The following is a 7,183-nucleotide window of genomic DNA, read 5'->3' as shown; positions in this document are numbered from 1 at the left end:
CGAACGAGAGAAAATCGGGGAGCACTTCGGGGATGATGCCATTGCGGAAGATCTCCAGCGGCGAGGCCCCCGTGGCGGCGAGGGCTTCGAGTGCGCCTTTGTCCACGGTCTCGATGCGCTCGGCGTAGAGCTTGCCCACCATCCCGATGGAGTGAATCGCGATGGCTAAGACACCTGCAAACGGTCCCGGCCCCACGGACTTGATAAAGGCGATGGCGAGCAGGATCTCGGGGAAAGTACGAATCGCATTGAGGAGCAGCTTGCCCACAAACGGCAGTGCCGCCAGCCGGGCGAGATTGCGCGCCGCCAGCACCCCAAAGGGGAGCGCCAGCACGGCGGCGATGGCCGTGCCCAGTGCGGCGATCTGGATACTCTCACGCAGCCCTGTGAGCACATCGGGCAGGTAGCTGAGCTTGGGCCGAAGAAACATCTGCCGAAAGATCTCCGCCGTCTCCTTGGTGTTAGGTGGCGCTGAGTTCTGAATGCCCGCCAGCGACCATACGACCAGTGCGATAAGTAGCAGTGTGGAGAAAATTCGCGCGGCTTTCATACGAGCTTCCCCCGGAGCCAGGTCGAGAAAGAGTCAATGAGAAACACCACGGCAAAAGTAATCAGGATCACCAGCCCGACCTGGGTGTACTGGAGCAGCGAGAGCGACGACTGCAAGACCATTCCGATCCCCCCCGCACCAACCACACCCAGCACCGAGGCGGCGCGGATGTTGATCTCAAACGAGTAGAGTGTGTAGGCTAAATAGTCTGGCCCCACTTGGGGAAAGACCGCACAGAACGCCTGCTGGAGCCGTGTCCCTCCTGCGGCTGCAATCGCCTCCATGGGGCCGGGGTCAATGGTCTCCACACTGTCGCAGAGCAGCTTACCGACCACGCCAAAGCTGAAGACGAGCAGTGCCAGAAAGCCTGCCAGTGGCCCGATCCCAAATGACGCGGCGAGCAGGGTTGCCAGCACAAGATCGGGAACCGAGCGGATAAGATTGAGTACCGCGCGGCCAAACGTGTAGAGCGCTTTCCCCGCCAGAGTGCGCGCGGCGATCAGGGGCAGCGGGAGTGCCAGAAGCGCTCCGAAGAGGCTCGCGGCAATCGCAATTCGAAGAGTCTCGATCAGGCGCTTGATGATCTCCGGGAGCGCCTCGGTCGGCCATGGCTTGCCCTCCGACGGAAAGAGTTTGCGGAAAAACTCCCCGATTGCCGGGAGATTCTTGGCGAGCTCCGGCCCGCTGAAATGTGTGCCCAGTGCACTCCAGTAGAGCACCCCGGCCACAATGGCCGCAGCAAGCCACCCGCGCCCCTTCATTCCACTGCCCCGCGCAGGTCATCGGGGCGGATCTTACGATTGTAGATGCGCTCGAAGTCCGCTTCCTCCATTCCCTTGGCCGGACCGTCGTAGACCAGCTCGCCGGCACGCAGGCCGATCACACGGTCGGCGTACTCCTGGGCCATGTCAATGAAGTGCAGGTTGATCAGCGTGAGTAAGTTCTCCTCGCGCGCCAGATCGCGCAGATCCCGCATGACTTGGTGGGCAGTGGGCGGATCAAGCGAGGCCACGGGCTCATCGGCGAGCAGGATCATCGGCTGCTGCGAGAGCGCCCGGGCGATGGCGACCCGCTGCTGCTGGCCCCCGGAGAGCTGATCCGCGCGTACGGTCTCTTTCTCGGAGATTCCGACCCGTGCCAGCGAGGCGCGTGCCAGTGCGATATCTTCTTTCGGGTACAGCCCGAGCAGGGTCTTCCAGGTGGGCAGGTGCGCGAGGCGGCCATCCAGCACGTTCTTGAGCACGGATTTGCGCCGCACGAGGTTATAGTTCTGAAAGATCATCCCCACCCGCGAGCGCACCCGCCGCAACCCGGCATCGTCTAGGCCCACCAGCTCTATCCCATTGACGCTCAGGCTTCCCGTGGTGGGCATCACCAGCCGGTTGATGCAGCGGATCAGCGTGGACTTACCTGCCCCGGAGAGCCCCACAATGGCCACAAACTCGCCGGGTGCAAACGAGAGCGAGAGGTTTTTGAGTGCCTGGTGCCCATTGGGATAAGTCACCCCGACCTCTTTGAAGACAACAAGCGGCTCAGGCATGGAGTTACTTCTTCGGAGCCCCTGCCGGTGCGGGAGCGGGCGTGGCAGCGGACTTAGGCTTGGGCATGTAATTGTCCAGCGGTACATTCATCGCTTTAGCCACATCGCGCACCACATCGTAGTCGGCGTTGGTCGCTTCGGAGAAGCCCTCGACCTCGTAGATAGCCTTGAGTGCCTTCTTGCCTTCGTCGGTCTTGGAGTACTTCAGAAACGCGGCCTTGATCTTCTCCACCAGAGCGGCATTCAGCCCGGCGCGCACCGCGATCGTGTCGTTGGGAATCTCGTCGGTTTCCCCGATCTTGATAACCCGTGTCTTGACATCGGGCAGAGTCTTCTCCACTTTGTTGCGCGCATCGTCGTAGACAGCGGCCACATCCACCTGACCGTTGTAGACCGCTCGCACCGCACCATCGTGGCTACCGGCAAACATGGTCTGCGCGAAGAAATTATCCGGGTCTATATTTTTCTTTTTCAGATAGTAGCGAGGAAAGAGATTGCCCGACGCCGAGGCTGGGTCCACAAACGCCATGCGCTTACCCTTTGCCTCCTCAATGCTCTTGATCCCGGAGTCGGCGCGGGTGATGAACATGGAGTGGTAGGTGGTCTTGACTTCCTTGGTTGCCGGGATCTCACGCGCCGTCTTGAGGATGACCTCCGCCGCGTTCTTGTCTTTAGCCAGCACGTAGCCCAGAGTCGGCAGTGAGCCGATATCCACTTTCTTGCTGGCCATTGCCTCAATCAGCCCCACATAGTCCGTGGAAACAAACGACTCAACAGGAATTCCCAGCTCGGCACTGAGATAATCCGCGAGGGGCTTGGCATTGGCGACCGCCTTATCCGCCTCAATGGAGGGGACAAATCCGAGAATGAGCTTGGCCGGGGCTGTGCCTTCGACAGCGGGTGCAGCCGTAGTGCCCGTGCCTTTATCAGACGAAGGATTGCAACCAACCAGTGCAAAACTGGTCAGAGTGAGTGCGGTTGCAAAAAACAGTGCGCGACGGCGAATTGGGTTCAAGGGAACTCTCCTGGAAATGGGTTGTATAATGCCGGTGAATTTCGCTTATTAGTATACCCGAGGACAGCTTGTTTCCCCCGCCCGGCGAGGGCAAGGGGTCGGAGATCGGGGTAGGAGAGAGCAGTGGATGTACTGGAGAAACTGAATCGGCGCTTTGCCGATGCCTACGAAAAACTCTTTAAGGGGCCGGGCGACGATGCGCTGCGCCCGCGTGATATCTTGCGCCGCGCCGTTGTCGCAATGGAAGACGCTCGTAAAGAGGGGCTCAGTGGGGAGATTTTCGTCCCTAATGTCTACACGATCACAGTCGCCGTTGAGGACGAGGACGAGCGGCAGCTCGTGCAGGCTTTTCTGGATGCCGATGAGCTCGCCCAGGCACTCGCGGAGAAGATCGGGCAGCACGGCTATAAGACACGTGGCCTACTCCAAGTGGTGGTCGAGGAAGTGGAGGCGGGGGCAGGGAAAGAGCGCGTCAAGATCGTCACCCGCTGGGATACCACTCCCCCCCCTGAGCCTGACTCTGATCTGGGAACGGTGCCCGTGCCACGCGCACACAGCCTGGGAGAAGCGCTGGCAATCCTGACCGTGCAGAGCCTGGAGGGCCGGACGGAGGAGCTGCCTCTGACGGCAGCGGGGCTACAGATCGGGCGTGGGAAGCAGGCGGGCAACGGTCTGGTGCTGGCAACCGATGGCATGGTCTCGAAGAAGCACGCACGGCTCGCCTGGGAGGCAGGGCGCTTCGTCCTCTACGACGAAGGCAGCACCAATGGTACCTATGTGGGCGGGGAGCGGCTTGCACCAGGCCGAGGAATGCCGCTGGCGGATGGCGATGCGCTTCTGATTGGACAGACCCACCTGCACCTCCATGCGCCACAGGATCTGCTCACCGTCCCCTCACCGTTCGCGAAGCCTAACCTGGCACCGCAAGCACCGCAGTCGCGGGTGACCGGGCCCACCTACCGCTTGATTAGTGACACCGGTGAGGCATTTGTGCTCGCTTCTCGGATGCTCCTGGGGCGGGCACTCACCGATGATATCGTCCTGGTTGCCGAGGGGATCTCGCCGCAGCATGCCCGGCTAACGGTGCGCGAGGGCATGGTGCGCATTGAGGACCTGGAGTCTAAGGGGGGCACCGTGGTCAACGGGGAGCGTATCCCCGCCAGCTTTCCCGTGGCACTCTTCCCAGGTGATACCATTCAACTGGGGAATATGAGCCTGAGGCTCCAGCAAGGGGAGGCGCTATGAGCGGGGCGCTCCTGAGCTTTCTGCGCCTGCTCTTCGCGGGCTCGCTTTTGGTCTTCATTCTGGCACTGCTCTTCTCCCTACGACGGGAGACAAAGTAATTTTTATGGCTACGCTTTCGATTCAACTGGCAGCAGACACTCACAAGGGCATGCGCCGCTCCGGCAATGAGGACACTTTCGGGGTGTTCGCTATCCCTGGCTACGAAGCCGCGTTCGTGGTCTGCGATGGCATGGGGGGGCTTCAGGCGGGTGATATCGCCGCCAATGAGTCGGTTCGAGTGATCGAGGCGGAGCTCAAGGCCAACCTCGCCCTAGCCAATGCCGACCCCGCTCCGGTACTCCTCAACGCCCTGCGCCGCGCCAATGATGCCGTCAATGCCCTTGCGCGACCTAGCCTCCCGAGCGAGGAAGACCCCACCGTGGGCAGCGAGCCCACGCCCAGCAATGCCCTGATGGGGACAACGGTGGTAGCGGGAGTGGTGCGAGGGGAAGCACTCTGGATCGCCCATGCGGGCGACTCGCGTGCCTACCGATTCCGCGACGGTGCCCTTGAGCGCCTCACGCGTGACCATAGCTTTGTGGCCGAGCAAGTACACGCCGGAAACATGACCGAGGCCGAGGCACGCATCTCCCGCTTCCGCAACATGATCACCCGTGCGATCGGAATTGACCCCACGCTTCAGCCAGAAGTCCGTCAGGACATTCTGCGCCCCGGTGATACGATCCTGGTGTGCAGCGATGGCCTGACGACCATGCTCGAAGACAACGAAATCGAGCCGCTACTTGACGTGAAAGGACCGCTGGAGCGCCGGGTGCAAGGGCTCATTGATGCGGCAAACCGTAAAGGCGGGCACGATAATACCACGGTCTTGCTTCTGGGGGTCGGTGGCGGCGGGGAGCCGGTTCGTAAGACCGTGGAACAGCGGGGCGGCGGCGTGCCCGCTCCAGAGGGAAGCCGTGAGCGCCGGCGACGGCGCCCCAGTGGGCCATCGCCCCTGGTGCTGATGCTGGCTATTCTCGGGGCACTGGGGCTACTGGGGATGTTCTTGCTCGCCCTCTCCCCCGCGCTGCGGACACGGCTGGGAGCAAACCTAGCGACAAAGACCGCGCCTCCCCCCGAGCAGCTCGCCGATTTCGCACACCTGACCTACGATCCCGCGCCCAAGCGCATCGTGGACAGCCCCCTAGCCCGGCGCAACCAGCTTGCCCTCCAGCCGAATGGCGGAGCGATCTTCGTGCGTAACTCCGGAGGAGAGGTCATTCAGGTGCGACCCGACCACGCCGAGAAAGTGCTCGTGGGCGATCTTAAAGTGCCCGACATTCAAAAGATAGACACGGACTCGCTCGATGACGAAGTCTACCTGGCAAGCGATCCTCAGGGCAATCTCTATATTTCGTACTCGGCGCGTGGTGTCATCAAAAAACTCGCCCCGGATGGCAAGGAGCTGACACGGGTTTCTGGACTCAACCGTCCCGGGGCGCTCTGTGTGGAGACGAAAACGGGCGATATCTACTTTATTGATGCGACCAACCATGTCCTGGCACTGCGGGCAAAGCACTCGCTCCCCAGCTCGCCCACCCCGAAGTAAACCACCATGCCTATTGGTCAGATCGGAAAGTACGAGCGGCTGGAGGTTCTGGGGCACGGTGCCTCCGGAATTGTCTACCTTGCCTGGGACACCCTGCTGCGGCGCAATATCGCCCTGAAGGAGATTCGCGCCACCGGATCAGAGCAGGAAAAAGTGCTCTCGGAAGCACGGGTGCTGGATCGCTTGCGCCACCCGCATATCATCGCGGTGCACTCGGTGGACTTGCAGGATGGAGTGATCCTACTAGACATGGAGCTGGTGCGCGGCAAAAATTTAGCCGAAGTGCTACGGGATCGCCTGGGAAGCCCTCTAGACCCCGCCGAAGCCGTGCGGATTGTTCTCGCCGTGCTGGACGCTCTGGCCTTTGCCCACGAGCGGCGGATTCTGCACAAAGACATCAAGCCCGCCAATATCCTCATCGGCGACGACGGCACGACCATCAAGCTGACAGACTTTGGGCTGGCGGAAGCGCTGGGGACGGCATCGGTGGCCGGAGGCGGAGGAACCTACCCCTACATGGCTCCCGAGGACTTCGCGGAGAAAGCCGACTCCGACTGGCGCTCGGATCTGTGGGGCATGGGCGTGGTTCTCTACGAGCTACTCACGGGCAAGCGGCCTTTTGTCGCCGCCGACACACGCAACCCGTTCTCCTGGAAAGCCGCCATTGAGAATGAGGCACCGCCCCCGACCGGAATCAGTGACGCGCTGGACACGGTTCTGGCGAAGGCGCTTGCCAAGGATAAGAGTGGCCGTTACCAGACCGCCCGCGCCTTCGCCGAGGCGCTGCAAGCGGCGGCAGTGGGTTTGCCTGCGTCTCTTACTTTACCTCTACCTCCTGCCAAGCAGACGGCGGAGACTGGGGAACCTCCAGGCCGTCTTGTGTTCTCCGATGGAACCGTCGCACAGACGCTTGATGAGCTACTCACCGGGGCGGCACGAAACTGGGATGAGTCCCGTCGGGCGCTGATCGAGGGACGCTTCGCGACATTTTTAAGGGCCATCGGCGAGCCCTACATCGCTGAGCTGGCGCGAGAGCTGGTCGGACGCGCGGAGCTGGGGCCGGACCGTAAGCTGCGGGAGTTCCTAGAACGCGCTCGCCCCGAGGACCCCGCCGAGCACGCAGACGAATCCGAGCGGACGATTCCTTTCGCGGCCCTAAAAGAGCGTCTGGCACGCTTTGATCTGGCGGGCGAGCTCGGGCAGGTTGGGGGCGGGCAGGCACAGCTCAAGCAACCAGAACAAGCC

General features: G+C 61.9%; 7 protein-coding genes. 3 read left to right on the top strand and 4 right to left on the bottom strand.

The features are described 5' to 3' along the window. The 4 genes from ACH2EH_RS26965 to ACH2EH_RS26950 all read right to left on the bottom strand — a co-directional run. On the bottom strand, positions 1 to 550 hold a 550-nt coding region (locus ACH2EH_RS26965; RefSeq protein ID WP_395146584.1), incomplete at its 3' end, for a PhnE/PtxC family ABC transporter permease. Then, a complete protein-coding gene (gene phnE, locus ACH2EH_RS26960) occupies positions 547 to 1,311 on the bottom strand; it encodes a phosphonate ABC transporter, permease protein PhnE (RefSeq protein WP_395146582.1) in 765 nt (254 codons plus the stop codon). The genes phnE and ACH2EH_RS26965, both read right to left, overlap by 4 nt. After that, the gene (gene phnC / locus ACH2EH_RS26955; RefSeq protein ID WP_395146580.1) at positions 1,308 to 2,090 is read right to left on the bottom strand and encodes a phosphonate ABC transporter ATP-binding protein; all 783 of its coding nucleotides are present in this window, start codon (positions 2,088 to 2,090) and stop codon (positions 1,308 to 1,310) included. Before phnC ends, phnE begins: the two co-directional genes overlap by 4 nt. A 4-nt stretch (positions 2,091 to 2,094) precedes the next feature. Next, positions 2,095 to 3,105: a phosphate/phosphite/phosphonate ABC transporter substrate-binding protein gene (locus ACH2EH_RS26950; RefSeq protein ID WP_395146577.1), complete on the bottom strand. Its 1,011-nt coding sequence runs from the start codon at positions 3,103 to 3,105 to the stop codon at positions 2,095 to 2,097. 123 nt (positions 3,106 to 3,228) lie between these two features. Between ACH2EH_RS26950 and ACH2EH_RS26945 the strand changes: the two genes are divergently transcribed. The 3 genes from ACH2EH_RS26945 to ACH2EH_RS26935 all read left to right on the top strand — a co-directional run. Then, positions 3,229 to 4,350 carry an FhaA domain-containing protein gene (locus ACH2EH_RS26945; RefSeq protein WP_395146575.1) on the top strand — a complete coding sequence of 374 codons (1,122 nt, stop codon included), beginning with the start codon at positions 3,229 to 3,231 and terminating at the stop codon, positions 4,348 to 4,350. Between the two features lie 103 nt (positions 4,351 to 4,453). Continuing rightward, positions 4,454 to 5,938, top strand: coding sequence for a protein phosphatase 2C domain-containing protein (locus ACH2EH_RS26940; RefSeq protein WP_395146573.1), 1,485 nt, complete (start codon positions 4,454 to 4,456; stop codon positions 5,936 to 5,938). Between the two features lie 6 nt (positions 5,939 to 5,944). Further along, the coding region (locus ACH2EH_RS26935) for a serine/threonine-protein kinase (RefSeq protein ID WP_395146571.1) at positions 5,945 to 7,183 on the top strand (1,239 nt) is incomplete at its 3' end.

This window comes from Armatimonas sp. (assembly GCF_043760365.1).
Lineage (GTDB): Bacteria > Armatimonadota > Armatimonadia > Armatimonadales > Armatimonadaceae > Armatimonas.
The sequence above is the reverse complement of the archived record's forward strand: the minus strand, read 5'-3'. Positions and strand labels throughout refer to the sequence as shown.

Coding starts and splice junctions, on each gene's coding strand:
- ACH2EH_RS26940 (WP_395146573.1), top strand. CDS start 4,454: ATGGCTACGCTTTCGATTCAACTGGCAGCAGACACTCACAAGGGCATG.
- phnC (WP_395146580.1), bottom strand. CDS start 2,090: ATGCCTGAGCCGCTTGTTGTCTTCAAAGAGGTCGGGGTGACTTATCCC.
- phnE (WP_395146582.1), bottom strand. CDS start 1,311: ATGAAGGGGCGCGGGTGGCTTGCTGCGGCCATTGTGGCCGGGGTGCTC.